The sequence below is a fragment of the Nonomuraea wenchangensis genome (genome assembly GCF_900111685.1).
GTDB lineage: Bacteria > Actinomycetota > Actinomycetes > Streptosporangiales > Streptosporangiaceae > Nonomuraea > Nonomuraea wenchangensis.
In genome coordinates, this window is record NZ_FOHX01000002.1 from 363,799 (window position 1) to 389,362 (window position 25,564).

The following is a 25,564-nucleotide window of genomic DNA, read 5'->3' on the forward strand; positions in this document are numbered from 1 at the left end:
ATGGTGACGGCCAGCGCGGGGGGAGCCCAACGAACGTGCAGGGTTCTGGCCCTGAGCCTCACATTCTTCGATGCTCATGAAGATCTGGACGACTCAGTCCTTAGGGTGTGCGGCCATGACCATCTGGCCCCGCACCGCCACCTGGACCAGCGGCGAGCTTCACCTGGGCGGCCTGTCCGCCACGGAGCTCGCACAACGCCACGGAACTCCCGCTTACCTGCTGGACCGGGCCGACTTCGAGGCCCGCTGCCGCGCCTGGCTCGACGCGCTGCCCGACGGCGACGTCCACTACGGCGGCAAGGCGTTCCTGTGCCCCGAGGTGGTCCGCTGGCTCGCCGACCTGGGGCTGTCCCTGGACGTGTGCACCGGCGGCGAGCTCGCGGTCGCCATGGCCGGCGGCATGCCGCCCGAGCGGGTGGTCTTCCACGGGAACAACAAGTCCCTCGACGAGCTGCGCCGCGCCGTGGAGTGGGGCGTCGGCTGCATCGTCGTCGACTCCTTCACCGAGCTCGAACGGCTCACCTCGCTCGGCGCCCGCCAGCGGGTCATGATCCGCGTCACCCCCGGCGTGGACGCCGCCACCCACAAGGCCATCGCCACCGGCGGTGAGGACTCCAAGTTCGGCTTCTCCCTGTCCAACGGCGATGCGCTGCGCGCCGTACGCGCCGTCAGGGACACGCCGGGACTCGAGCTGTACGGCCTGCACTCCCACATCGGATCCCAGCTCTTCGACACCGAGGGCTTCGCCCTGGCGGCCCGGCGCATGGCCGACTTCGCCGGCAGCGTCGGCGTCACCCGCCTCGACCTCGGCGGCGGGCTGGGCGTCGCCTACCGGCCGGGCGACCCGGAGCCGCCCACCCCGTCCGACGTGGTCGCGGCCCTGCGCAAGGAGGTCGGCGGGCTCGACCTGGCCGTCGAACCCGGCCGCTCCATCGCCGGGCCCACCACAGTCGCCCTTTACCGGGTCGGCACCGTCAAGGGGACCTACGTCAGCGTCGACGGCGGCATGAGCGACAACCCGCGGCCCGCCATGTACGGCTCCCCGTACACCGCCGCGCTCGCCTCCCGCGCCTCGGACGCGCCGCTCGAACGGGTGGACGTGGTCGGCAAGCACTGCGAGAGCGGCGACCACCTCGTGCGCGACATCCCGCTGCCCGCCGACCTGCGCCCGGGAGACCTGCTCGCCGTGCCCGTGTCGGGGGCCTACCAGCGCTCGATGGCCAGCAACTACAACCACGTGACGAGGCCGCCCGTGATCGCCGTGTTCGAGGGGACGGACCGGGTGATCGTCCGCAGGGAGACCGAGGAGGACCTGCTCAGGTTGTATGTGTGACAGATGTGACTGGGGGCAGCTTGAGGGCTCCCTCGCCGCCGCTGTCGTCCTCGCGCGCAGCCGTCTCCCGCCGGCGATCCGGCGGACGCCGACCCGAACCGGCTTCACGATCGAGGATCGCTCGCCGGGCGCACGTGCCGCAGGCCGTCCCGGCAACTCGGAAGCTCATCCAACAGTTCAGCCGCTGGTCTCGACCATGTGGGCGTGGCGCATGAGCCGGTCGACGGTTGCTGTGGCCATGGTCTTGGGCATGATCGTGTCGAAACCGGAGGGATGGATGTTGCTGGTGACGGCCAGACTGCGGCGTTCGTAGGCGGCGTCCACCAGCCGATAGAACGCTTCGGCGGTCTCGTGGCCGACCGGGAGCAGGCCGATGTCGTCGACCACGATGATGTCGGAGCGGCAGATCTTGGCGATGGTCCAGGCGACGCTGCCGTCGACGTGAGCCCGGCCGAAGGTGGCGGCCAGGGTTTCCAGGGTGAACCAGGACACGCGCAGGTCGGCGTCGATGGCCTGGTGGCAGAGCGCTTCAATGAAGTGGCGCTTGCCGGTGCCGGACGGGCCGGAGATCACGCAGTTCTCGCGGCGGCTGACCCATTCCAGGGTGCCCAGGGCGTTCTGGGTGGCCTGCGGGATGGAGGACAGTTCACTCTTCCAGGAGCCGAAGGTCTTGCCGTTGGGCAAGTTGGCGCTCTTGCGGCGGCTGCGCCTGGTGGCGTTGTCCCGGCCGACGACCTAGCGACGGCGGCCGGCGCCAGTCCGGCGGCGGAGACGGGGAAGGCGGCCGTGGGGAGCGGGCGGGAGGCATCGAACCACCTGTCTAGGACCCTGACTGAACTGATCGTCAGGTCGATTCGGGAGATGTGGATTGTGCGAGTCGTCGTCCCATGCCACTTTCCTCTCATCAAGTGGCACAGAAATCCAGAAATCCGCCTCCACTAAAGCCGGTGCACACCAGTGTCTCCACCGAAACCGGTGCGATTCATGGCGATGAGTACTGGAAGATCGCGGTGCATCAGGACGTTGCCCACAGGTATGAAAATCAGCGAAGCTTCCAGAGTCAGCGGCGCGAGTGCGCGATCGTTGCGGCACTACGAGGATGAGGGCTTGATCGTCCCTGGTCGTTGCAGCAATGGGTTCCGCGACTACTGCCGGTCCACTATCGACCGGGTGCTCATCATCCGCTCGCTGCTGGAGTCTGGGCTACCCCTGCGGTTGATCAGGGAGGTTCTGCCCCGCCTCACTGATGAACCTGACGTCGGCACTGATGTGGTACGCGCGGAGTTCTTGTACGAGGTGCAGAGTTATCGCGATCGGCTCGCTGCACGTATCGCCGTTCTCAGCGATCAGCACGCGGCACTCGACACCTACCTTCGGGAGGCCCGCCGGCCTGATCCATGACCGCCACTTGACCTTGACGCAAGTGTCAAACTCCTACGTTCGATGCATGGAGATCGACGAGCAGCAGCACGCTACTGAACAGACGGTACGAGCGCTGGTCCAGCGATCGCACCGCGGTCCGAAGGATCTGACCCTCACGGCTGATCGGCGCCGCCCCGCCCCTGGGGCCGGCGAGTACCTGATCCGCGTGGGCGCCGCCGGGATCAACTTCGCTGACGTCATGCAGACCCATGGAACTTACGGAGGAGGCCCCCAGGCACCCTATGTGGCGGGCTTCGAAGCCGCCGGCGAGATCGTGGGTGTCGGCCCGGACGTCGAGAGCCCGCTGCAACTCGGTACCCATGTCGTCGGAATCGGCCCGGGCGCCTTCGCGCAGTACATGACGATGCCGGCCGCGGGCGTGCTTCCCGTGCCTTCCGGTTGGAGCGATGCCGAAGCCCTCGGCCTGGTGCTGAACTGGGCCACCGCCTTGGCGGCACTGAAGCCATTGGGCGAGATCAAGACTGGCGAGGTGGTGCTCGTTCATGCCGCGGCCGGCGGCGTGGGGCAGGCTGCCGTTCGCCTCGCTCGCCACTACGGTGCGCGGGTGATCGCCACGGCGTCACCAGCAAAGCACAGCACCGTCAAGGCACTGGGCGCCGACGAAGCTCTGGACAGCACGCGCCCCGATCTGGCTAAGGAGATCACCCGCCTGACCGGCGGTGTCGACCTAACCCTGGAATCGGTGAGACAGGCCACGTTCGAGGCCAGCCTGTCGGTCACCAAACCGTTCGTAGGACGCATTGTCGTATTCGGTGCTGCTTCCGGTGACGCCACTCTAACCACGCATGACCTGGTCTTCACCCACCAGGTCCAAATCAAGGGTCTGCACATCGGTGCGCTGGCGCTGCAGCAGCCGTCCCTCTACCAGTCGTTGCTGGTCGAGATTGAGGCACTCATCGCCCACGGCGTGTACCCGCCCGGCACCCCCCAGGTTCATCCCCTGGCGGAGGGGCCAGCCGTGCTGCAGCAACTCGAAGCAGGCCAGACACGCGGCAAGCATGCCCTCGATCCCTGGCGCTAAGTGCCCATGTGCATGCTGATTTACGCGCTTGCTGGTGGGCCGATATCAGGTGAAACTGTGACGTAGAGCGAATCGGCTGAGACATAGAGCGACCTTCCGGTAGCAGCGGTGGGTATCCCAGCTACGTCACCAGCCGGAAGGTCTGCCGCCGTTGTTCGCCACTGCTCCCATCGCTGTCTCTCGTAACGAAGAAACTGCCTGCTCATCTGTGGCCTGCCGGTATGGCCGCGGAGCCGATCATCCGATCCGGGCACCCCGCTACACCACCGACATGAGTGAGGAGGAATGGCAGATCATCAAGCCGTTGATGCCCTGGCCGGCCTGGCTGGACGGCAACGGCGGCCGGCCCGGGAAGCACTGCCATGGCCTGATCATGGACGCCATCCGGCATGTGGCCGACAACGGCTGCAAGTGGCGCAACCTGCCCGTCGACTTCCTGGCGCACCGTCCATGCGATCTTCACCCGCTCGTGTGACGGTGATCTCTATGGGCCTGGGATGTCGAGAACCACAGGTCCAGACGGTCGGGCGCCTCATTCCGCCGTACGAGCGGCGCGATCTACCGTTCCTGGCCGTGATCGGAAAGTTGTTCGACGCGCAGCGGCGGCTCCCGGGCCGCCCCGTTCGCCCTCGCCGCGCGGTGATCATGCGGACCACCATGGCCGACAGCACCAAGCAACGAATCCACCCGTCAACGTGATGGTGATCGCGTCAAGGGGACTGCGCCGCCAGCAGGCGGCGCACGAGGGCCTCGTCGATCAGCGGGTCGTCGGGGTCAGGCGTCGGCACGAACGGCCCCTCGTGAGGGTGAGGTTCGGGAGGGGCGCAGGACCGGGGCGAGCAGCGTCAGCAGCACGACCACGCACGTGATCAGCGCGAACGCGGCGGGGTAGCTGAGCGCGCCCGCCACCCAGCCCGTCACGGCCGGTGCGATCAGGCCCGACAGGTACGTGATCGTCGCCACGCCCGCCACGCCCTCGCCCGGAGTCGTGCCCGCGTTGCCCGCCGCCGCGATCACGAGCGGCACGATCACCGCGATCCCCAGTCCGATCAGGGCGAACCCGGCGATGCCGAGCGCGGGTGTGCGGGCCGCGACCACGAGGACGCCGCCGACCGCCGCCACAGCACTGCCCGCCCTGACGGTCGCCGCCGGACCGATCCGGCGGATGATGTGGTCGCCCAGCAGTCGCGTGCTCGCCATGCAGAGCATGAAGACGGTGTATCCGGCGGCGGCCAAGCCGGGGCCGGCGTCGGTGACGGCGGTGAGGTAGACGGCGGACCAGTTGGAGCTGGCGCCCTCCGCGAACGTCGCGCAGAACCCCACCAGCCCGATCGCCAGGATCCCTCGCGTGGGGAGCGCGAAGCGCCGCGGCGCGGGCGCGTCGCGTACCGAACCCGTCATCCCGCTGTCGGGGAGGAGACCGCGCCCGGCAGCCGTCCCGAGGCCGAGTAACGCGAGCGACATGGCTCCGAGGTGGATCCGGGCGTCGATGCCCGCGTGGGCGGCCAGGGCGCCGAGTCCGCCGGAGGCCAGGCTGCCGACGGACCACATGCCGTGCAGTCCCGACATGATCGAGCGGCCGAGATGCCGTTCGAGGAGGACGGCGTGCGCGTTCATCGCGACGTCGCACATGCCCGCCGACGCCCCGAACAGCAGGAACGCCCCGAACAGCCACACGGGTGACGGCGAGAGCGCGGGGAGGGCCAAGCCCGCGCACCACAGCGCGAGGAGGACGCGTGTGGCGGCGCGGTTGCCGAAGCGGTAGGCGAGGCGGCCGGCCATCGGCATGCCCACGAAGGCGCCGATCGACGGGCACAGCAGCGCGAGGCCGAGGGCGCCCGGGCTGAGGTGCAGGTGCTCCTGGATCCAGGGGAGCCGCGTGGACAGGCTGCCGGCAACGGCGCCGTGCGTGACGAAGACGGCCGCGATGGCGCGATGATGACTCATGACTGGAAATTATCAGGCAGGCTTCCTGATGGAAATAGCTTTCAGGCAAGGTCCCTGATTATTATGAGGACCGTGAAGACCGCCACCCCTGCCCTGGCCCGAGCGATCAACGACCGGCTGGCCCTCGACCTGCTGCTGGAACACGGGCCGCTGACCGCGCCCCAGCTCCGCACGCTGACGGGGTTGTCCAGGCCCACCGTGTCCGACCTGATCGAACGGCTCATGGCGGGCGGCCTCGTCGAGGTCACGGGCGAGAGCGGCGAGGACCGGCGAGGCCCGAACGCGCGCCTGTACGGGCTGGTGGCGGACCGGGCCCACGTGGCCGGGGTGGACGTACGGCGCGACGCCGTCAACGTCACGGTCGCCGACATCACCGGACGGGTGGTCAGCGAGGCGAGTACGACGATCGGCGCGAGAGCCGACCTGGCGACCCTCATCGCGAAGGTGGTAGGGGGCGCGGTGGGGCGGCGCGCGCTGGACACGGTCGTGGTCGGGGCGCCGGGGCTGGTTGATCCGCGTGACGGGGAGCTGGTGTCGCCCAACGACGTGCCCGGGTGGCGGCGCGGCACGATGGGATCCGTACGCGAGCGCCTGGGCGTGCCCGTGATCCTGGAGAACGAGGTCAACTTGGCCGCCATCGCCGAGCTCCGCACGGGAGCCGCCGCCGGGAGCGAGGACTTCGTGCTCCTCTGGCTGGACGACGGGGTGGGAGCGGCGGTCGTGCTCGAGGGCCGGCTGCGCCGGGGGGCGTCGGGCGGGGCGGGGGAGATCGGGTTCCTGGAGGTCGGGGGTGTGGCGTTCTGCGAGCTGTTGAACGCCGAGTTCATACAGAGGTTCGACCGGGACGAGCTGGCTCGGCGGATCGCCCAGGGTGCCTTCGCCTACGCCACCCTCCTTGACCCCGGGCTCGTCGTCCTCGGCGGGACGACGGGGCATGAGGGTGGGGACGAACTGGCCGAGCTCGTGGCCGACCACCTGCGCGCCCTGGCCCCGGCGCCCACGGAGGTCCGGGCCAGCACGGTCACGGGCAACGCGGTGCTGCAGGGCGCCGTGGCGACCGCCCTGGATCTGGCCCGCGACCGCGTCTTCGGCTGACGTCTCCGGCACGTCCTGCCTGGTGGTCGACCGCCGGCTGGTCTCCGCGCGCAACTCCTGGACCTCGGGCGGGGCGACCGTCGGCGCGGCCGCGTGCCGGGCGACGGCCTCGATGCCGGCCTCGGGCAGCGTCACGCCCCACATCCCGTCGCCGAGATCGCCGCTGAGGTCGACCGGCTCGGGCAGCACCAGCCCGGCGGCGGCTTGGGCGGCCTCCAGGCGGGCGGCGGCCACGGCCGCCTCGAGCGCCGCGGCGGCGGCCCGGCCACCTTCTTCGCGGAGCTGCTCCCGTAGCCGGTCGGCCTCCTCGCGCACCGCGGTGGTCTCGGCTCGGGCGTCGGTGGCGGCCTGGCGTTCCTGCTCGGCGCGCTGCTCGCCCGCTTCTATACGCGCGCGTTCGCCGTCCAGGTCCTGGCGCAGCCGGTCGGCGTCGTGGGTGGCGCGGGTCAGGGCGGTGCGCAGCTCGTCGAGCTCGCGCTCGTGCTCGGCCAGCTTGGCCTGGTGTTCGGCGAGGGTGTGGCGGGCCTTACGGCCCGGTCAGATGGATTCCTGTACCGCCTCGACGAGATCCGCTACAAGCTCCGCGGCGGCACGGTGGTCGGCTTCGCCATCTACGGCTGGCGCCTCGCTCACTTCAGGCACCTGACCTCATACGAGAAGTTCCTGACGGCCTTCGGCAGCCCGGACCAGACCCGAAAGGACACGGAAGGCGGCAAGTTCATGGGCTACACCGCCTACTACTGGGGCGCACGCAAGCAAGTGCAATGGGACGACTGGGACCGTCGGATCATCCTGATCAATCTAGGCGACTTCGAGGGAAACACCGGCCCCTGAGCCAGCTCACACCAGAAGCCAGGTTCCGGACCCGGCGTCACCGTGCTGGCCGCCAGGATCTTAAGCCGCACTGCGGTTGCTGCCCATGAGTGACCGGGACAAGGACGTGGAGCGCCGCGATGATCCCGCAGCCGACGAGGAGGCCGCTGAGCCGGTCTCGTCGGGAGTCCTTGATGTCGGCGTCGACCGGATCGGGTAGCGCCCGCAGCGGACCGGCCTGCAGCCCTGCGCTGGTCTATGTTCTCTTCCCCCGGCTGGGTCCCGGCAGCCTGCGACAGTGCCGAAACGACGGCTCCGGGGGTATCCGTGATCAAAACGTTCACCCCCTCGCATGGACTAAAACATGAACAATGCTCTACTTTCCGCGTATGTCGCTGCTGCGAAAGTTGTCGGTCACCGTCCTGCTCGCCCTGGCGTGCCTGTTACCCGCCGCCCCTGCCCTCGCACATGAGGAGCGGCCCGTCTCGTTCCCCGACGGCACGGGAAGCGTGCCGGTCTACCGGATCACAGGTCCCGAACTGCTGGTGTGCAAGACCGACCGGGCGGACTTCGACAAGCGCGTGGCCACCTTCCCCGCCGCGCTCAAGGAACAGAACCTGCGGCTGTTCGAACGCTGCCAGAAGGACGGCTTCCGCCACCTGCAGGAAGCGGTGGACCAGGTCAAGGGTCCCGGCTACAACATCAAGATCCTGCCCGGGCTGTACCAGGAGGAGCCCAGCCTGCCCGAGCCCACCGGGGCGTGCGCGAACCTCCCCGCCCGCCTCTCGTCGTTCGGCTACCAGATCCTCTCCTTCGAACAGCAGCAGAAGTGCCCGCACAACCAGAACCTGGTCGCCATCCTCGGCATCAAGGACCTGCAGATCGAAGGCACCGGCGCCGCCCCGCGCGACGTGATCGTGGACGCCCAGTACAAGAAGCTGAACGCGATCCGCGCCGACATGACCAACGGCATCTACTTCCGTAACTTCACCGCACAGCGCACAACGTTCAACTCGCTGTACATCCTGGCCAGCGACGGCTTCGTCATCGACCGCATGCTCACCCGCTGGAACGACGAGTACGGCTTCCTGACCTTCGCCTCCGACCACGGCCTCTACACCGACTGCGAGTCGCACGGCAACGGCGACAGTGGCATCTATCCCGGCAGCGCCTCGGATATCAACGCCGGCCGCAGCCATGACGTGCCCCGATATTCGATCGAGATCCGCGGCTGCAAGAGCTACCAGAACATGGTCGGCTACTCGGGCACCGCGGGCAACTCGGTCTGGGCGCACGACAACGAGTTCTTCGACAACATGGCCGGTGCCTCCATGGACAGCCTCTTCCCCGACCACCCCGGACTGCCGCAGAACCACGCCAAGTTCGAGAAGAACAAGATTTACAACAACAACAAGAACTACTACAACCACGTACGCGACGGCACCTGCGCCAAGCCCGCCGGTCAGCGCGGCTACGAGAGCGGCGTGGTCTGCCCGCAGATCGGAGTCGCCCCGGGCACCGGCATCCTGACCGCGGGCGGCAACTTCAACGTGTACCGCGACAACTGGATCTACGGGCACGACAGGACGGCGTTCATGCTGCTGTGGGCTCCGGCGTTCCTGCGCGGTGAGGAGGCCCTGGACAAGCAGGCCGATACCTCGCACGACAACTTCTACGGCGGCAACCGGCTCGGCGTCGCTCCCGACGGCTCGGTCCGGCCCAACGCCACCGACGTCATCTGGGACGGCCAGGGCAGTCGCAACTGCTGGGACACCCAGGCGCCGACCAGCCCATACGTGGTGCCGGGCTGCGGCGGCAAGCCGGGCGAGCTCGCCGGAGCCGGGTCGCACCGGCTCGTCGGTGAGCCTGCCAAGCTGGCGCACTCGCTGGTCTGCGCGGAGTACAACGTCACCGAGCGGCGGTTGCCCGCCGGCTGCGACTGGTTCGGCTCGTCCGGGCTCGCGCGGGTAGAGGTGCAGGTCACGCTGGGCACGTCGGTGTTCATCGGGCTGATCGTGGCCCTGCTGTGGTGGCGCCGCCTACGTACCGCACCCGCCGCGGCCGCCTCCGGGGCCGGTGCCGACGCTGCGGCCGCACCCCGCGCGGGCAGACTCGGGGCGGTGTCGGCGGTGCTCGCGCTGGCGGGCCTGGCGCTCGACGTAGCCGGCGCGGCCTACGACTACACGCTGCTGCCCGCCGCGGCCCTGCTGTTGCTGGGCGGGGGCCTGACCGGCATGGGGCTGGCGCTGCGCCGCGAGTACCGCTTCTTCGGCGGCGCGACCATCGTGCTCGGCGCGCTGACGCTGCTGGACGCCGTGGACAAGTCGCTGCTGCTGATCCCGTGGCTGCCGCTCAGCCCGGCCTGGCTGCGCGGGCTGTTCGCGATCGTCTGGGTGCTCTGGGCCGTCGTACGCCTGGCGCCGCGCCCCCGTACGACGCCCGTCCCCGAGTCCACGTCCCCCGCCGAGGCCCCCGCATGAGACGTCCCCACCCGTACAGGCTGATGATCGGCACGGCCGCCGCGGTGCTGCTGCTCGGCGCGTGCGGCCAGCCGGTGACCACCCACCACCGGCCCGGCACCGACCACGCGCCCGCGACCGCGGCGGCCGGCACCCCGCACGTCCACGGCGACCATCAGACCAGAGACGTGCCCGCCACCGAAGCCCCCTCGGTACGGCTGGAGGTGCGCCCCGACAGCGAATCGGGCTGGAACCTGCACCTGGTCACCGACCGGTTCACCTTCACCCCCGACAGCGTCGGCGGCGCCGCGCTGCCCGGAACTGGACACGCCCACCTGTACCTGGACGGCAAGAAGATCGCCCGTCTGTACGCGCCGTGGCACCACCTGGCGGCCGAAGCCGTCCCTGCGGGCACGCACACGCTGACCGTGCGGCTCAGCGCGGACGACCACACGCTCTGGTCGTCCGCGGGCAAGCCGGTGGAGAGCTCGGCCACGATCGAAGGCCCCCAACGGGCCGCCAAGGGGACCGCGACCGCCGCCACCCCAGCCATCCCGGACACGCCGACCACGCAGGGTACAGCCGCCGGCCAACCGACGCGCATCAACGTGCGGATCAGTGGCCGCACCGTGACCCCGCCACCCGGCCGCGTCGAGATCGAGGAGGGCGCCAAGGTACGCCTGGAGGTCACCGCCGACCGGACCGACACCGTCCACGTGCACGGCTTCGATCTGGAACGCCCTCTCACCCCGGGCATCCCGGCGATCATCGAGTTCACCGCGGACCGCAGCGGGCTGTTCGAGGTGGAGACGCACGAGTCCGGCCTCGTCCTGACCCAGCTCGTGGTGCGATGAGCGGTATCCTGGCGCACGGCATCGGATCGCGGCACGACCTGCCCATCCCCGCGTTCTACGCGTTCGCGGGGGCACTGGCCGCGCTGCTCGTGTCGTTCCTCGGACTCGCCGTGTTGTGGGCGGACTCCAGGTTCCGCGGGCAGGAGGCCGGCCGGGCACTGCCGCGGGCGGTGCGACGCCTGGCCGACGCCCGCGCCACGCGCGTCACGCTGCGCGCGCTCGGCCTGCTGGTCGCCGCTTTCACACTGGTCACCGCGCTGTTCGGGCCGGACGACCCGGAACGCAATCCGGCGCCCACCCTCGTCTACGTCATCTTCTGGGTGGGCCTGGTGCCCGCATCGCTCCTGCTCGGGCCCGTGTGGCGGCTGGTCAATCCGCTGCGCGCAATCCACCTGGCCTTGTCCAGACTGCCGGGGCTCGGCCGTGACCGCGAGCCGCCGCACCGGCTCGGCCACTGGCCGGCGGCGGCTGGCCTGCTGGCGTTCACCTGGCTGGAGCTGGTCGCGCCAGAGCCCGCCGCCAACGCGTCCCTGCTGGTGTTCTTCGGTTGTTACGCCGCCGTCCACCTGGCGGGGGCGCTGGCGTACGGGCCGCGCTGGTTCGACCGCTGTGACGCGTTCGAGGTGTACTCGGCGCTGATCGGACGGCTGGCCCCGCTCGGCCGACGCGCCGACGGACGGCTCGTCCTGCGCAACCCGTTCCACGGCCTGGACGCGATCACCCCCGCACCCGGGCTGGTCGCCACCGTGTGCGTGATGCTCGCCTCCACCGCCTACGACGGCTTCTCCGACGCTCCCGCCTGGGTGAATACGCTGCAGAGCGCCGGCGCCGGGCCGACCGTCACCGGCACGCTCGGCCTGCTCGCGGCCGTCGCCGGGGTCGCCCTGCTGTACGGCGCGTGCATCGCCGTCGCGAGCCTCATCGGCGTCGCGCCCCGCATGGCCGACCACCGGCCGCGCGGCGGAAATCTGGGCGCCTTCGCCCACTCGCTGGTGCCGATCGCGGTCGGCTACTTGATCGCCCACTACTTCTCGCTGCTGGTCATCGAAGGACAGCGGGCGTTCATCCTGGCCTCCGACCCGTTGGACACCGGCCTGGACCTGCTCGGCACCGCCGCACGCACGGTGGACGAGGGCTTGGTCGGTCCCGGCGCGATCGCCAGCGTGCAGGTGGTGTCCATCGTGGCGGGGCACGTGCTCGGCGTGGTCGCCGCGCACGACCGCTCGGTGCGGCTGTTCGCCCCGGCGCGGGCCGTCGCGGGACAGATCCCGCTATTCGTCCTCATGGTCTGCTACACCCTCGGCGGGCTGACCTTGCTGCTGGCGGCATAGGCTCGTCGGGCAGGCGGCCCCGTAGAGACGGGTCAGCCAAGGTGGCAGGGGGACGCATGAGTGCGCAGGTCCGCGAGTCCGACGCGCTGCTGCGCCGCGCACCGGTGCAGCAGCGCAGCGTGGAACGGCTCGACCGAATTGTCGACGCCTGCGCCGCGCTGCTGGACGAGGTCGGCTACGAAGGGCTGACCACGCGCGCGGTGGCGCGACGGGCCGGTGTGCCGATCGGCTCGGTCTACCGTTTCTTCCACGACAAACGCGACCTGGTCGCAGCCCTCGGCGAACGCAACATGGAGGAGTACAGCGCCCGCCTTGCCGGGCGGCTGGCCGGTGCGCGGCGCGACTGGGTGGCCATCGTCGACCTGGTCGTGAACGAGTACGTGGCGATGCGGCGCGGCGTCGCCGGGTTCGCCACGGTGGACTTCGGCAGCAGCGAGGCGCTCAGCGGCCGCCTGGCCGCGCTGCTCGCCGAGCACCTCGGGGCGCCCGTGGGCGAGGACTTCCGCCTGGCCCTGCGAATCGCCGTCGAGACGTGCGACGCCATTCTGCGTTACGCCTTCCGCGACGATCCCGCAGGCGATGCCCGGGTCATCGCCGAGGCCAAAGAACTGACGCAAGCCTATCTGGCCAGGTTCTCGCTCGAGTGAGCACCGGGCGTATCGCAAACCTTCATCACGGGAGCATGCTCCGACCAGCCGGCAGCCGAACGGTCCTGCCGGGGTGCGGCTCGGCTGCCGGCGATCAGGTGGTGGCACGCGGACTCAGGACGGGGTCGGCAGGCGTACCCAGGGCGTGCGCTGCTGACGCAGGAACCGCCTGGCGTCGGTGACGTGCAGGAGGACAGTCTCCGTGCGGGGCCTGTTGGCCGCGTCGTCGGCGTCGAGCAGCTGCGATCGGCTCCCACATTGGCGTCGCCCTGGACTTGGTGGAGGGCGAACAGTGCCCTATGGCGAGGGGCGGTCGGCGACGTGGCTGCACGCCGTCCTCCTGGTTCGGTTTGGCCTGATGACGGGCTGCGGGACTACGCGGCGTCGGTGAGGGAGAGGACGATCTTGCCTCTGACGTCGCCTGACCGGCTGAGCCGGAAGGCCGGCGGCCTGATCGACGCGCTGACCGCGGCAGGCGTGAAGACCTTCGCCGACAAGGGATATCAGGGCGCGCGCGGCAGCATCCGCACACCGTTCAAAGGCCATCGGCTGCGGCCGCCGCTGTCGCGCCACCAGCGCGCGGTCAACCGCGCACACGCCCGCATCCGAGCCTGCGGGGAACGCGCCGTGGCCACCTTGAAGACCTGGAAGATCCTGACCCGGCTGCGATGCTGCCCGCACCGCGCCACCACGATCGTGCAGGCCATCCTCGTCATGCAGCTCATCGAGGAAGGCCGCTACTCAGGATGTAGGGTCGGGAGCTGGCGCGGTGGCGTCTCCTGGCGGTAGGGCTCGGGGCCTGTCTTCCGCCGGTTTCCCGGTCGGCTGTGCTCTCCCCGATGACCATGGCCAGGTTTGTGGCTCCGTTTCCAGCTCCCGCCCGTCGAACCGTGCATGCGGTTCTCCCGCACACGGCTCACCGGCGTCGTTCACCGCCGGCATTCGGTCTTTCCCGCCAGGGCTTGCCCGCCCTGGGTGCGACGACGATTCCATACAGGCTGATCAGTCCGAGATCGGCAGGGCGGGCGCGGGTTTCGTGCCGCCTCAGCGCGATTTGCGTGTCAGGCAGTGCCGGGTCCTGACAACGCGTGACGAAGCGTACGAGCACGCACCGAGCACGGCGGCATTCCGCACCCCAGGGACGCCGAACGACCATAATGGATACCCTGGCGATTGTTCGCTCAGTCCTTGAACCACATCACGCGGAAAGCGCAAGGGCCCGCCCTATTCGATGCGGCGCAGGTCCATGCTGTCGGATCCGTCCCATCGGTTGTTCGTGGCTGCCCGGCGGGATCGCTCTGCCAGTTCGCCGGTCAGGCCGGTGCGTTCGATGCACCATTCGACCCACTGGGGCAGCAGGTCGAGGATGGCTTCGGCGTACTTCTCGATGTATCCGTCCGCGACGAGGATCACGGTGTGCTCGATGCGATGCGGGGAGCAGGAATAATAGCCGGGCCCGGACAGGTGGGACCAATTGTCGGCGAGCGTGGCGACATCTTCCCGTTCGGGGCTGCGGCCGTCTCGATCGCGTAGCCAGGAAGTGAAGTCGTCGATGATCGGGTTCAGGTCCTGCTGAGGCTTGGGCTCGGGAGCGACGGTGAACGACTCGCAGAGCGCGCGGGCGCGCTGGCGCAGGCGAAAATGCTCGGCGATGAGTTGTCGCGACTCACTGCCGAGTAGCAGGGCACCCACGAGGTCAGAACGGCACAGCGGATCCAACAGGTCGCGGGCTGTGGCCTGGTCACACGGAGCCGGTTGGGCGAAGGCGGGTGCCGCGTGCGTCCCGACTGCGGCTCGCCACTCAGTCAGCGCTTCCTGCGGTGAGGCGAAGACGCCGGCATGCACGACCCGGTCTCCGGTGCAGCGGTCGATGTCCCAGCAGTACCAGTGCGGGTCTTGCTCGCCCCAGGTGAAGGGGGCCAGGAGCGCGTACCGCGAGCCGTACGCGTCAGCCAGCAGCAGTGGCTCCCCGGCCGAAGCTGCGCGGAGAATGTCACTCGGCCACCCCGGAGCGATGCCGGCCTTGGCCAAGGCCGCCGTGGTGTCCTTGATGGCTTCTTGAACGGCGAGGTCGGGGTCGCGGCGCAGCATCTGCCCGCTGGACGGTGGGGTCATCGCGGCCAGCCCGTGCAGCAACTGCCACAGGTCATCCACCTGCCCGCCGGTACGCGAGCCGATCTGGATCTTGTCGCGGACGAGATCGGCCAGAGCGGCCAAGTACTGGTCCCAGTGGAAACCCATGGTCTCGGTCTGAGTACGTGTCCACAGCTCCTCGCCGACCAGGTCGACGACGGCGTTCTCCAGCCGCAGAGGCGAGTGGGCGGGCAGGTCGGCGAGGCGCTCGATGATCGCGTTCTGAGAGTCCGGCCACCATTGATCTCCGGCGGTCCCCAGCAGCAACTCAAGCAGCCCGGAACGAGGATCGGGTGCGGGCTGACGGGCGGCGAGTTGCAGCGCGCGCCGAGCAGGATGACCGCTGACCCCTCGCGTGGGGCTTGCCTTCGCTTTGCGCTTCTTCGCCACGGCACCCGATCCTACGGATGTTCATGGGCCATGAGGGCTCATTCGCGCGGCACGGGCGGCTGAGGCCGAACGCCGCGCCCTACTCTGAACACTGTGCATGATGAGTTGCGAGCGTTCACCGAGTGGGTGGGAGAAGGCCGAAAGCTGACCCAGACGGGGAAGCTGACGCTGTCGGACGCGCGGACGCTGGTGGCGCTGCTGAAGACCGGCGACGAGATCGACCCGAAGATCGGCGACCGGGTGTTCCGGACGAAGAGCAGCACCGAACTGCCCGGACTGAACCTGATCGTGGAATGGGCCAAGGCGACCGGGCTAGTCAAAGTGGTCAAGGGACGGCTGCTGCCCGTGAAGAAAGCGGCACCACTGCTGAACGACCCGAAGCGGTTGTGGGAGGCGTCGTTCGCGGCGTTGGGAAAGATGAGCCAAACGCTCTTCCCCAAGAACTACTGGTACTCGTCCCTGGTCGGCGAGGAGTTCGCGCTCATCTGGCCGGCGCTGCAGCGCAGTTTGTACGGCGGACCGGTGCCGGTCTCGAATCTGCGGGAGCTGGCCTGGCAGATCGCATCGCCGTACTACGAGATGCGCGACCCGGAAGCGCAACGGCGAATGGCCGATCAGGACATCGATCTGCTGCTGACCGTCCTGGCGCGGCTGGGCGTGGTGGAGCTCACTGAGGAGACGGCGGCTCTGACCCCGGCAGCCGTACACGCCGTACAGCGCGCCCTGGGTGAAGCCGCACCGGGAGAGCCGCTTTACCAGATCCGGGTGACGCTGCGGGAGAGCGCGGATCCGGTGATCTGGCGGCGCCTGCGCGTCTCCCCCGCGATCGCCCTCGCCAGGCTGCACGACATCCTGGTCACGGCGATGGGCTGGGAGAACAGCCACCTCCACCTGTTCACGGTGGGCGGCGTCCTGTACGGCCAGGCGTCACCCGAATGGGAGCTGGACGTCCGGGACGAGAAGAAGACCCGGTTGCAGGAAGTGCTCGCACAGGCAGGGGCAGCCATGGAGTACGAGTACGACCTGGGCGACAGCTGGCGACATGACATCGTGCTGGAGGAGATCCTCACCGCGGAGGAAGGAGTCCGCTACCCGATGCTGGTGGACGGGGCGGGCGCCTGCCCGCCAGAGGACGTCGGCGGCATCGGAGGCTACGAACACTTCCGGCGGGCGCTGGCTGATCCCGGACACGACGAGCACGATGAATACGTCCATTGGGCCGGTCTGAACAGCGCGCAGGAATTCGACCCCGCCCGATTCGCGCTTGAAGCCACCCGAAGGGCGTTGACGTCGGCCGGGTGATCCGTCTCCCCTTCTGCCGCCAGCCAGGTGGGACGCCGCGGCGTTCAAGGCCGGCGACGCCATGTCCTCTGACGTCGGGAGGGCACAAGCCTGATCGCCAGTCTTGTCCCCTGAAGCGGAGGTCAGGGTTCCGCGTGACAGCTCGGGACGACCAGGGGTGAGGGTCAGCGTGTGCTGGGCCCACCTCGTACGATGTGACGCCCCTCATGATCTGAGGGCGTACGCGTTCACGCTGCCGGAGGCGACCCAACGCCAGAAGGCCGACGACGGCGAACCGCTGGTGGAGCGCGCCTACCTGAAGTTCGACACCGCCGCGCTAACCAACGTCAACGTGTCGGCGGCCACGCTCAACATGCGCCGCACCGAAGCCTACGGCTGCGGCGACGCCCAATCCGGCATCAAGGCCCAGCGGGTCACCGCCGCCTGGACCGACACCGCGCTGACCTGGGAGAACCAGCCCGGCACCACCACCGCCGGGGAAGCGGTCGCCAATGACACCGCCACCTGCGGCGCGCCGGGCACGATGAGCTGGAACCTCGCCGCGATGGCCCAGGCGTGGGCGTCCGGCAGCGCCAACCACGGGCTCATGCTGCGCGGCGTGGACGAGACCCTGGACGGCCGGCCGCAGTACGACCGGGCCTTCGACTCGTTCAACGCCACCAACAAGCCCACGTTGAACGTCACCTATACCCTCGGATCCACACCCACCATCAGCGCTCTGCAGATCAGCCCGGCCACCAGCACCGGCGGAACGGTGACCGCCACCTCACTCACCCCGCAACTGGCCGCCACCGTCGCCGACACCGCGGGCGGCACCCTGACCGGCCAGTTCGAGGTCGAGCACGACCCTGCCGCCACCGGGCAGGACAGCGGCCAGATCTGGGCCGGCACCTCACCAGCGGTCAGCTCCGGCGGCCAGGCCACCGTCAACGTCCCCGCCGGAAGGCTGACCGACGGCTGGAAGATCCGCTGGCGCGCCCGCGCGGCCAACGCCGCCACCTCCTCCACCTCGACCTGGTCGGACTGGCAGACGGCCACCGTGGACGTCCCCAACCCCACGGTGAGCGCCTTCCAAGTCACCCCCTCCCAGGTGGTAAACGGCGTCACTGTAGCCACCAATTTGACCCCGGCCCTGCAAGCCACGGTCACCGACCCGGCCGCGCAACCGTTGCGGGCCGAGTTCGAACTCGAACACGACCCCGCCGCCACCGGGCAGGGCACCGGCCAGATCTGGGCCGGCGCCGTCGACAACGTCGCCTCCGGCGCCCAAGCGTCGGCCACCGTCCCCGACGGGAAGCTGACCGACGGGTGGAAGGCGCGCTGGCGCGTTCGGGCCGTCAACACGGCGAGCTCGCCGTGGTCGGACTGGCAGAACCTGACCATCGACGTGCCGGACGCGGTCTCCGAACCGGCCGTCGGGGCGCTGCAGGTCAGCCCGTCCAAGCAGGTGGACGGCGGCACCGTCACCCCCACCCGCACCCCGGCACTGCTGGTCCAGGTGAGCGACCCGGCCGGCAAACTGCTGCGCGCGGAGGCCGAGATCGAGCACGACCCGGCCGCGACCGGGCAGGGCACCGGCCAGATCTGGGCCGGCAGTGCCGACAACGTCGCCTCCGGCACCCAGGCCAGCGTCCCTGTCCCCGCCGGCAGACTGACAGACGGCTTGAAGGTACGTTGGCGCCTGCGCGCCGTCACCGACCAGTCCGCCTCGGCCTGGTCGGACTGGCAGCAGGTCACCGTAGACGTCACCCAACCGGGCGAGGAACCCCTGGCCCAGACCGCCGAACCCGTGATCCGCACCGACCAGAGCTTCTCGGTGGCGGCATGGCTGCGGTGGGATGACAAGGAAGGCGACTACAGCGTCATCGAACAGAGGGGCGCGCATCAGGCACCGTTCCGCCTGGGCAACACGCGCGACCATGGCCTGATCTTCACGTTGAGCAGCGCTGACACGGCAAACGCGGTACACGAAGGTGTATTGTCCTCTGTCGAGCCTCCCGTAAACGAGTGGTTTCACCTGGCCGGCATCTACGATGCCGCTGCTGGAACTGCATCGCTCTATCTCAACGGCTAACTGGTGCAGACTGCGCCGATCAGCTTCTCAGCCTGGGACAGCCCGACCAGAATGCTCCTGGGTGCCGTGATGCGAGGGGGCGTTGACAACGCCCGTGTATACCAGAAGGCCTTGGGCGCAGGGGAAGTGTCCGGCCTGCTCACCATGCAAGCAGCCGCCAAGAGCCCAGAGGCTTCAGCCCGCACCGTTACCCCCCAGGCTCTGCCCGCGTTTGACTATGAGCGAATATCGCTGCAGAAGTGTGAGGACGAGCGAGACGCCCGGGCGGGGAACAGCAACGCAAACGCCGATGGCTGGGACAAGGTCGTCACGTACACGAGTTGCTGGAGCCGCCACCTCCTCTTCGCCATCTACGAGGAGACCGAGAAGCGCGACCCCAAATGCAACTGCAAGGTCAAGGACAAGAAGATCGATGACTTTCTGAACTTGGATTTCACAGTCGTCATGCACTCCTATCAGGGCAATGCCACTGGGGGAGTCGTTGGTGGCGGCTCCATGCTTCCCCGCAACATCAAGGTCTGGACCAGGGTCGACAACTTCTGGTCTGACGGAAATTTCCTTGAAGAGCTCATCGGCGGGGACGGTATCGATGATGAGGCGCTCAACAAGACGCTCTCTCTACAGCTCAAGGTCACGGGCGGCAGCACCGCCTGCTCGGTCGTAGCCTCAAACGCCGATAACAGCGGAGCAAGCCGCACCGCGCGCGTGGAGAAGTGGGTCGACAATGGCGACAACGAATTCACCATCCGCTCCATGGACGGCAACGTAAGTCGCTGCACCATCGAACCGTGGCTCACGTACGACAACCCGAAGGACCCCGGCAGTCGCGACCGGCAGACACTTCCAGGATGGGGACACCCAGCATGGGTGGACGCGAATCCTGAGCGTCTCCGCGAAACTGCGCCCAGGGTCCGCTGCGACAACCTACCCATGGGGGGGCCGTTGAGTATTACAAGGGCGGCTGCATCTTCTCTGCGGCCAAGCGAGTCCTGGTCCTGAACTCCTGGAACTACGACTACGGGCAGGTGGCCAGGCACATACAAACGGCGTTCACCAAGCCCAGCACCACCGTGCCGTTCAAGACTGATGGCCCCAAGCACATCCCAGGCAACCGAAATGCAGGCGAAAGGACCCCGGAAAGAGAGCCGCTCACACGCATTCTCTCAAGCTCGTCCCGCTATTCACAGAACAGGAAAGCCAAGGACAAGGTGTGCACGGAATTTTTCAGTGACCGCCCCTTGGCGAGCAATGGAGCCCCCGAGGACGAGTGGCAAGAGTGCGATGAATATCCGTTCGCATCCACCAAGGAAGGCGGCGCTTACGACCGCCCTGAGTACGGAAAGAACAACTTCTCCGTACAGGCCGTGCTGGGGCGGCACAACTCGATCGCGGGTAGCGATCTTGGCGTGTTCTTCGCTAGATACCGTGTCCTGAACGGCAACAAGTTCTGGGTCGCCGTTCGCTGACCTGCGCGGGGCGCCGCTTGAGCGGCGCCCCGCAACACCATGAGATATCAGGAGGAGACCGATGAGGGAGTCGGAGAGGCTTTGGCACCTCGCTCACAAGTACCGTATGGGCATGTCATTCCACGGCTTATGGGTGGAAGATACAAACCTCGCCGACGTTGCGTCAAGGATCGGCGCGGACCCCGCATCGGGCGTCGAGTGCACATGGGCGGACATCGGTGAAGGCCCGAACCCTGGCGGCAATACCGGTATCGCGTGGATGGGACGGCTCAACACCGGCTGGACACAAATCATCGTCGTCGGGGCCACACCGTTCGATCCCCTGTCGGCGTTGTCGGCAGGAAATCGCCGCGCTTTGGAGTTCGCCTGGACGGTGAACGGCGTTCACGATGTCCTCCTTGCGGTTGACGGACGCTATGTCACGGCGCTCAGCGCAACACGGCCAGGAGTACGGAAAGGCACAGACCCGCACGCACTCGACCGCTACACCAGCGGCCTCCAGTTCGATGCCGAAGACTCCTCCTGGCGGAGTGATCCCGATCTCCTGCCCAGCTGGCTTGAATACTCCGACTGGGCGGAAACGCTTATCGACATGTCGGACGACGACATGGTCGACGATCCGCACGAAAGCATGCCATCAGAATTTAGGCAGCCGCTGGAACTGTCCCTCAATGGCTACAGCCCGCCAATGGCCACCTGTGTCACCTCCGCACTCGTTGTCGTGGGGCGGATAACCGGGAGAGAACTGGACGAGGAGTGGATGAACGGGCTCCACACCCGCGTCCTCATCCCCTGACGGACTCTTGCCCTGACCTATAGTTGAGCAGCGTGGTGTTATTCGCCGATCACGCCTGCGAGGACCGGTCTTCGGCGGACGGATCGCAGGTCGTTGGATTCGGTCACCTCGCGGGCGGGCTGCGCTGCGATGTCCGGGGGCCGTTGTCGCCGGGACCGGTGCGGACCGTCCTTGCGATGGGATGGGCCGGCCTTGACGGGCAACGCAATGTGGCCAACCAGCGGATAGAGGGTGCGCTGGTTCGTGAGTGATCGATCGGGGGATACTGGCCCGGTGGATCTCCCGGCTGAGCTCAGAGATCGTCTGGCCGACCTCAGAGGTGATTTCCTCTGGGGTCGGCTCTCAGGGAGGGTGGCGGATGCTGGATGGCTGGCCTGTGAGCTCATCGAGGCCGGTCTGGATACGCCGGCGGTGTGGGAGCTTGCGGGTTACGCGTTGTCCATCGGACCTATGAAGGAAGTTGAGCCGCTGGTCCGCCAGGTGCTGGCGGAGAGCGGCTTCCCGTCCATCGACCTCCAGCGCGAGCCGTGGGCGGTCGCTCAGGACGTGGCGCAGGGGATAGCGGAGGGCACGCTACCCATAGGCATGGGCGCCGACTTCCTGATCATGGAGCTCAGCGATAGATGGACCACCCCCAACGAGATTTGGGAACTGATCCTCCTCATCGACGACTGGGAAGCCCTACGTGGGACTCCGCCGACCGACGACGAGCTTCGAGAGCAGGCACGCAAGATCGTCGATGCCGCACCAGGGTGGCCCGACGCGAAGGCAGATCAGGAACCGTAGAACATGGGAGTCCATCGCCAGCCATGGGTCTCGGATCGCTCCGGGGCTCTTCGGCTTACGTTGGGTTCATCCGCAGACGTCCAGAAACCTGGCCTCGACCTGCGGAAACGTGAACTCTTTCATCCCGCGTATATCCCGTGACCACCGACAGACAGGGGCTCTCCGTGGCCTACGGCTGCATGCGGGACGGGGACCACACTCAAGCAAAAGACCAGCTCAGACGGTGTTTGAGCTGGTCTTGGTTGCGCGCCCTGCAGGATTCGAACCTGCGACCGTCGGATTAGAAGTGGATCGCTGTTTCTTCGCCAGGTGACACGCCGACCTGCGACTGACGTTGCCGCTTCCCCCTAGGAGACAGGGCGCGTTCCACGCATGTTCCGGATCATGCAGCCGCCATACACGGTCAGAGGGTTCTCGTCCGACCCGTACCAGATACCGAGCGGACCGGGGCCGAGGAACAGAGCCATGGATCGCCATTCGCCCCCAGCCGCGTACGGCGATCAGCCGCAGTCAGGCGATCGCGAGAACGGAACCACTCCGCTAGCGGTTACAAGAGCACTGTACCCGGAGCAACGCCAGTGTCTATGACAGGGCGGGGACCTTTCTCCAGGCGCGGACTAGCGAAGATCACCCCGCGCGTATCCCGCCCGCGTCGACCCTATTCAACGGAGATTCTGATTGTGTTGCCAGGACAAGTGATGTCACAACACTTCCGCACCACCCACCACCAAGCTTCGTGCTTCGAGAGAAGCCACGCCAGAGGACGCCAATGCAGGGGCGAGTGGTTCACTCTGTCAGGTTCGTTAAGCACCCCGAGGGCTTTATCGGACATCTAGCCATATCGTGGACATGAGATCTGCTTGTGGACGATAAGGCCGCAAGGCCTCAGATTGCGTCGATACTGGGCAGTTGTCGCCGGCACCATACCTGTTACCCCGAAACTGGCAGGGTGTCGGTCCCGTCTTCTAGAGTCATGTAGAGAGCTCCATCACAGACGGTCGGAGGGCGATCCGAATGGCGGACTACGATCGCGGACGCGAGGAGATGCGGCGCCTTGCTACCCAGGAGATCACCGCAGGTGACATGAACGAGGCGACCACGCGCCTTGCTCTAATTGACAGGATCCTTCTCGATTGCCTTGGTTGGGTGCCAGAAGCAATAGTTTGCGAGGAACATCAATCGGGAGACTATCTAGACTACGTCCTCGGCAATCCGGAGCGCCTTGCTGTCGTCGAAGCTAAGCGCGAGGGCAAGCACTTCGAGATTCCTGTTGGCTCCGAAAAAGATCGGGAACTTTCCCTAGCGTCCTTCACTGAACAATCACCGATAAATAAGGCAGCCATTGACCAGGTACTAGGTTACAGCCTCCAAGGCGGCATCCCAGTAGCGATTCTGTGCAATGGACATCAAGTAGTAATATTCCTTGGCAGCCGACAGGATGGCATACCCCCCATGCAAGGGAAAGCTGTTCTGTTCCATTCGCTTAGCGACATGGCAGATAATTTTTCTGAGCTATGGGACTTGGTGTCTAGGCCAGCCTTGGCTGCGGGCACCGTGAGACGGAAGCTAGCGCGGCGGTCACAATTGCCGCCACCCCCTGAGCGCCTATCTAGTCGCCTTCCAGGATACCCAGGATTCCGACAGCGGTCCGAACTCGAGACGGATGTCAAGATTCTGGCGGAGCTGTTTCTTCTGGATCTAATCCAAGAAGAAGAGGTCTCGGATGACTTCCTTCGTGAATGCTACTGTACAAGCGGTGCACTCTCGCAGTATGCGATGGTAAGTAAGGAGATCTTGCGTACGCGGTATGCGGCAGCTACAGAGCGAGCACACATCGAACCTGTATCCTCCAAAAGAACTGCAAAACCACAAAAACGCGGAGAGAAGGACAGGCGACTTAGTGGTGACCTTCTCGCATCCGCCCTCACGCGCCGACCCTTAATCCTTCTAGGCGACGTGGGCGTAGGCAAAACAATCTTCCTCAAGCATTTCTTGCGAGTCGATGCTGCGGACCTCCTTGAGAATGCATCGATTTTCTATATCGACTTCCTGCGCGAGTCGGCCCTGCTAGACGACGTCCGGCAACTCATCGTCAATACAATAGAGTCCACCCTAGAGAACGAACTCGGCATTGAGATTAAGGAGGCAAACTTCGTTCGAGCGGTCTACAACAAGGAAATCAATAAATTTAAAAAAGGTATCGATGGATCACTGGAAAAGACGGATCCTCCTCGATTCGCCGCGCTCGAACGGGAAATGCTCATCGCTCTACTGGCGAACGAGCTGGAGCATGTGAGGCGAAGTCTAGAGCACATCCGCGCCACGCGGGGCATAGAATTCGTTTTGATCCTGGACAATATAGATCATCATGAAGATGCGTTTCAGGAGCGCGTCTTCGTCATAGGCCAGTCCTTCTCGGAAACATGGCCCGTCTCAGTATTCATGTCTTTGCGCCCCGACACTTTCTACGCATCTAAGAAGAGCGGCTCACTCACAGCCTACCAACCTCGTATTTTCGCGGTGGAACCACCACGCACGGATCAAGTCATCCTGAAGAGACTACGGTTTGCCCTCCATCAGCTAGCCACAACGGGCCGCGTCGAGTCCTTCCCTAAGGGGCTAGCGATAGACTCCGATAGCCTCTCGGCTTATCTGGAAATGATGATTGAGGCTTTCGAGTTCAACAGTCGCCTCAAAGAACTCGTCGACAATCTAAGCTCGGGAAATATACGACAGGCGTTGGACTTCGTCACAACGTTTGTAGGAAGCGGGTACGTATCAACCGCACGTATTCTAGAGGTCCACCGCAAGGGCGGCCTGTATATCCTTCCAATCCACGAGTTTATGCGTTCCATTCTTTATGGAGAGTACGAGTTTTACGATCCCAGAAGTTCGCCGGTTGCAAATCTCCTCGACATCACCACGAATGACGGACGCGAGCACTTCCTTCTGCCAATACTTCTAGCGGCCTGCCAGGTGCGCGGCGAGTCTGCGCCTCAGGGATTTCTTGAGGAGGCAAGCCTTTTCAAGCATGTTCAGGAGCTCGGCTATGCGCCTGAGCAGATAGACGCCCAGATCGAACGGGCGCTATCTCGCAAGCTACTACAGTCGAGCTCTCAAGATAAAAGCCTCCGCGCTCTCAGAATTACGGCTTCCGGAGGATATATGTATAAACGCATGCTAACTTTTTTCACCTATCTCGATGCAATCGTCATCGACACACCAATCGTGGATCCATCGGTTCGACAGAAAATTACGGTAGTGTCGTCAATTCAGGATCGACTACAACGGGGGGAGGTCTTCCGGAAGTACCTTGACGATCAGTGGTCGATCGAGCAGAGTGCTACGACATTCTCATGGGCAGACGTTAGCGCAGCGCTCCGAAGAGATATGGACGAAGCAGCGGAACGAGCCCATCGACGGACACGAAATTGGACATAGCAAGATCTTGACAGAAGCTCAATCACGTCATTCGGTGGGCCGAGGCTGAGGAACGAAGTCCCGGACCGTCGATCGCCCACAAGCACGCACGGCGACCAGCCACGCAGTCGCGATCGTAGGGCAGCATCTGTGCGGCGGCTCGGCAACCCCGGTCGGGGCGCTTGGTCGGTACGGCGGGGCCGGCGTGCGGTGCCCGGCCCGGTGTCCCGCACAGGCCGGGACCGGCCCCCAGA

At 66.6% G+C, this 25,564-nt stretch carries 20 protein-coding genes and 2 pseudogenes; 19 read left to right on the top strand and 3 right to left on the bottom strand.

Annotation, left to right across the window (positions count from 1 at the left end):
• Window positions 1-115 precede the first annotated feature (115 nt).
• Entirely contained in the window at window positions 116-1,333 is a 1,218-nt protein-coding gene (lysA, locus tag BMW85_RS05725; RefSeq protein WP_091077806.1) for a diaminopimelate decarboxylase, read from the top strand.
• 177 nt (window positions 1,334-1,510) lie between these two features.
• On the opposite strand, the pseudogene BMW85_RS05730 reads toward lysA, so the two are convergent.
• A pseudogene (locus BMW85_RS05730) lies at window positions 1,511-2,044 on the bottom strand (ATP-binding protein); the annotation flags it as partial.
• Between the two features lie 324 nt (window positions 2,045-2,368).
• Here BMW85_RS05730 and BMW85_RS05735 point away from each other — a divergent pair.
• The 3 genes from BMW85_RS05735 (at window position 2,369) to BMW85_RS05745 (ending at window position 4,272) form a co-directional block, all read left to right on the top strand.
• Window positions 2,369-2,734, top strand: coding sequence for a MerR family transcriptional regulator (locus BMW85_RS05735; protein WP_091077808.1), 366 nt, complete (start codon window positions 2,369-2,371; stop codon window positions 2,732-2,734).
• A gap of 46 nt (window positions 2,735-2,780) precedes the next feature.
• Complete coding sequence (locus tag BMW85_RS05740; protein WP_091077811.1) at window positions 2,781-3,797, top strand: NADPH:quinone oxidoreductase family protein; 1,017 nt, start codon at window positions 2,781-2,783, stop codon at window positions 3,795-3,797.
• A gap of 271 nt (window positions 3,798-4,068) precedes the next feature.
• A complete protein-coding gene (locus BMW85_RS05745; protein ID WP_091077814.1) occupies window positions 4,069-4,272 on the top strand; it encodes a transposase in 204 nt (67 codons plus the stop codon).
• A gap of 299 nt (window positions 4,273-4,571) precedes the next feature.
• Here the strand turns inward: BMW85_RS05745 and BMW85_RS05750 are convergent, their stop codons facing one another.
• The gene (locus tag BMW85_RS05750) at window positions 4,572-5,744 is read right to left on the bottom strand and encodes an MFS transporter (RefSeq protein WP_091077817.1); all 1,173 of its coding nucleotides are present in this window, start codon (window positions 5,742-5,744) and stop codon (window positions 4,572-4,574) included.
• Between the two features lie 72 nt (window positions 5,745-5,816).
• On the opposite strand from BMW85_RS05750, the gene BMW85_RS05755 reads away from it, so the two are divergent.
• The 8 genes and pseudogenes from BMW85_RS05755 to BMW85_RS05790 form a co-directional block, all read left to right on the top strand.
• A complete protein-coding gene (locus tag BMW85_RS05755; protein ID WP_218155682.1) occupies window positions 5,817-6,839 on the top strand; it encodes an ROK family transcriptional regulator in 1,023 nt (340 codons plus the stop codon).
• A 93-nt stretch (window positions 6,840-6,932) separates the two neighbouring features.
• Window positions 6,933-7,133, top strand: coding sequence for a hypothetical protein (locus BMW85_RS05760; protein ID WP_091077820.1), 201 nt, complete (start codon window positions 6,933-6,935; stop codon window positions 7,131-7,133).
• 138 nt (window positions 7,134-7,271) lie between these two features.
• Window positions 7,272-7,673, top strand: a complete 402-nt coding sequence (locus BMW85_RS05765) for a hypothetical protein (protein WP_091077823.1) — start codon at window positions 7,272-7,274, stop codon at window positions 7,671-7,673.
• Between the two features lie 368 nt (window positions 7,674-8,041).
• On the top strand, window positions 8,042-10,132 hold the full coding sequence (locus BMW85_RS05770) for a right-handed parallel beta-helix repeat-containing protein (protein WP_091077825.1): 2,091 nt from the start codon (window positions 8,042-8,044) through the stop codon (window positions 10,130-10,132).
• Window positions 10,129-10,965 (top strand): hypothetical protein, encoded by an 837-nt coding sequence (locus BMW85_RS05775; RefSeq protein ID WP_245774646.1) that lies wholly within the window; start codon window positions 10,129-10,131, stop codon window positions 10,963-10,965. The genes BMW85_RS05770 and BMW85_RS05775 overlap by 4 nt, the downstream gene beginning before the upstream one ends.
• Window positions 10,962-12,296: a hypothetical protein gene (locus tag BMW85_RS05780; protein WP_091077830.1), complete on the top strand. Its 1,335-nt coding sequence runs from the start codon at window positions 10,962-10,964 to the stop codon at window positions 12,294-12,296. Before BMW85_RS05775 ends, BMW85_RS05780 begins: the two co-directional genes overlap by 4 nt.
• 56 nt (window positions 12,297-12,352) lie before the next feature.
• Window positions 12,353-12,943 (top strand): TetR/AcrR family transcriptional regulator, encoded by a 591-nt coding sequence (locus tag BMW85_RS05785; RefSeq protein WP_091077833.1) that lies wholly within the window; start codon window positions 12,353-12,355, stop codon window positions 12,941-12,943.
• A gap of 444 nt (window positions 12,944-13,387) precedes the next feature.
• A pseudogene (locus BMW85_RS05790) lies at window positions 13,388-13,732 on the top strand (transposase family protein); the annotation flags it as partial.
• Window positions 13,733-14,167: 435 nt separating this feature from the next.
• Here BMW85_RS05790 and BMW85_RS05800 read toward each other — a convergent pair.
• A complete protein-coding gene (locus BMW85_RS05800; protein WP_143082105.1) occupies window positions 14,168-15,466 on the bottom strand; it encodes a hypothetical protein in 1,299 nt (432 codons plus the stop codon).
• 93 nt (window positions 15,467-15,559) lie between these two features.
• Between BMW85_RS05800 and BMW85_RS05805 the strand changes: the two genes are divergently transcribed.
• From BMW85_RS05805 to BMW85_RS48120, 7 genes are all read left to right on the top strand, one after another.
• Window positions 15,560-16,768, top strand: coding sequence for a plasmid pRiA4b ORF-3 family protein (locus BMW85_RS05805; RefSeq protein ID WP_143082106.1), 1,209 nt, complete (start codon window positions 15,560-15,562; stop codon window positions 16,766-16,768).
• Between the two features lie 169 nt (window positions 16,769-16,937).
• Window positions 16,938-18,842: a DNRLRE domain-containing protein gene (locus BMW85_RS05810; RefSeq protein WP_091077841.1), complete on the top strand. Its 1,905-nt coding sequence runs from the start codon at window positions 16,938-16,940 to the stop codon at window positions 18,840-18,842.
• Window positions 18,843-18,968: 126 nt separating this feature from the next.
• Complete coding sequence (locus tag BMW85_RS05815) at window positions 18,969-19,841, top strand: hypothetical protein (RefSeq protein ID WP_143082108.1); 873 nt, start codon at window positions 18,969-18,971, stop codon at window positions 19,839-19,841.
• Between the two features lie 26 nt (window positions 19,842-19,867).
• Complete coding sequence (locus tag BMW85_RS05820) at window positions 19,868-20,308, top strand: NucA/NucB deoxyribonuclease domain-containing protein (RefSeq protein ID WP_177240509.1); 441 nt, start codon at window positions 19,868-19,870, stop codon at window positions 20,306-20,308.
• A 112-nt stretch (window positions 20,309-20,420) separates the two neighbouring features.
• Window positions 20,421-21,104: a hypothetical protein gene (locus tag BMW85_RS05825; RefSeq protein ID WP_143082109.1), complete on the top strand. Its 684-nt coding sequence runs from the start codon at window positions 20,421-20,423 to the stop codon at window positions 21,102-21,104.
• Between the two features lie 273 nt (window positions 21,105-21,377).
• The gene (locus BMW85_RS05830; protein WP_091077851.1) at window positions 21,378-21,890 is read left to right on the top strand and encodes a hypothetical protein; all 513 of its coding nucleotides are present in this window, start codon (window positions 21,378-21,380) and stop codon (window positions 21,888-21,890) included.
• 1,014 nt (window positions 21,891-22,904) lie between these two features.
• A complete protein-coding gene (locus tag BMW85_RS48120; RefSeq protein ID WP_143082110.1) occupies window positions 22,905-25,331 on the top strand; it encodes a P-loop NTPase family protein in 2,427 nt (808 codons plus the stop codon).
• Window positions 25,332-25,564: the final 233 nt, after the last annotated feature.